We start from the raw sequence: 1,347 nt of genomic DNA on the forward strand, positions 1-1,347 counted from the left end.
CGCAGTTCGCTATCGCTGCTGGTCAGAGCTCTGTTTTGGAGTGTGCTCGGCTGATGGTCCGTCAGCTGGCGGGGGTTCGTGACTTCGGGTGCGACGGTGGTAGTGGCAGCGGCGGGCGGTGGCCTGGTGACGGCGGCGCCAGCGGGACCAGTTCAGCGCGTGGCCGGTGTGCCGCAGGTGCGTCGGCGTGGTGCGGCCAGTTGCCAGGAGTCGCCGGATTTCCGCCACGGTGAGTGGCGCGAGGGCGTCGGAACCGTTTCTGCCGCCCCCCTTTCGGTCCCTGCGGCGGCGGCCATCGCGGCGAGGAAGGCGTGGGCGAGCATGGCCAGGGTGATGTGCCGGTACCAGCCCGGATACCGGCGGACCTCGTATTGATCCAGGCCGCACTCGTTCTTCGCGGCCTGGAATGCCTCCTCAATCGCCCAGCGCGCCCCGGCGATCCGTACCAGTTCGGCGACGGGAGTGCCGGCCGGCGCGTAGGCGAGGTAGTAGGCGATCGCGTCCGGGCGGGCCAGGCTGCGGCGGGCCAGCACCCACCGGTCATGGGTGGGCTCGTCACTGTCGAAGTCGTCGATGGTGGGCAGCCGGGCTGCGGCCCAGTCGTAGACGCGTGGCCCCTTCGCGCCAGCTCCGCAGGAGTGGCGTTCCCAGGCGTCGTCGGGGGCCTGGGCGATGGCGAAGTCGATGCGGCCGACGGCGTGGACATGCTGGGACTTCGGCACGGCCAGGACGTAGCCGACGCCGGCTTCCTCCAGCATGCGGCGCAGCCGCCACTCCTGGCCGTAGGCCGAGTCGGCGGTCACCCAGGCGATCGGCAGCGGCGAGGCCAGTGCCCGCATGATGATGGCCTTCGCAAGGTCGCCCTTGGTGGCGAACGCTCGCTCGTCGGGGATTTTCGCCTGGGCGCAGCGGTCCGGATCGGAGGTCCAGGACTTCGGCAGGTACAGTTCCCGGTCCACCAGCGCCCGGCCTCTGACGGTGGCGTAGGCGGCAAAGACGCCGATCTGGCAGTTCTCCGTGCGACCGGCGGTGCCGGAGTACTGCCGCTGCACCCCGGCCGAGACCGTGCCCTTCTTGATGAACCCGGTGTCGTCAATGATCAGCACACCCGCCGGGTCCCCGAGCTTCTCGGCGACGTATTCCTGCAGGTCATCGCGGATCTCGTCGGGATCCCAGCAGGCGCGGCTCAGCAGGTGCTGCAGCCCGGCGGGAGTGCGGTGACCGGCATGTTCGGCCAGCTGCCAGCTGTTCTTGCGGCCCACCGGCCCGAGCAGGCCGTGCACATATGCCCGCATTCGCCGGCGCAGATCCACCCGCCCGAACCGGTGACCGATCCGCACCAGCAGC

Annotated in this window: 1 protein-coding gene; it reads right to left on the reverse strand. The window is 70.3% G+C overall.

Going from position 1 to position 1,347, the window contains the following annotated elements:
• Positions 1-152 precede the first annotated feature (152 nt).
• Entirely contained in the window at positions 153-1,346 is a 1,194-nt protein-coding gene (locus IH09_RS36115) for an IS701 family transposase (protein WP_110952824.1), read from the reverse strand.
• Position 1,347 lies beyond the last annotated feature (1 nt).

It is taken from the genome of Streptomyces celluloflavus, from assembly GCA_000720995.1.
GTDB classification, from domain to species: domain Bacteria; phylum Actinomycetota; class Actinomycetes; order Streptomycetales; family Streptomycetaceae; genus Streptomyces; species Streptomyces celluloflavus.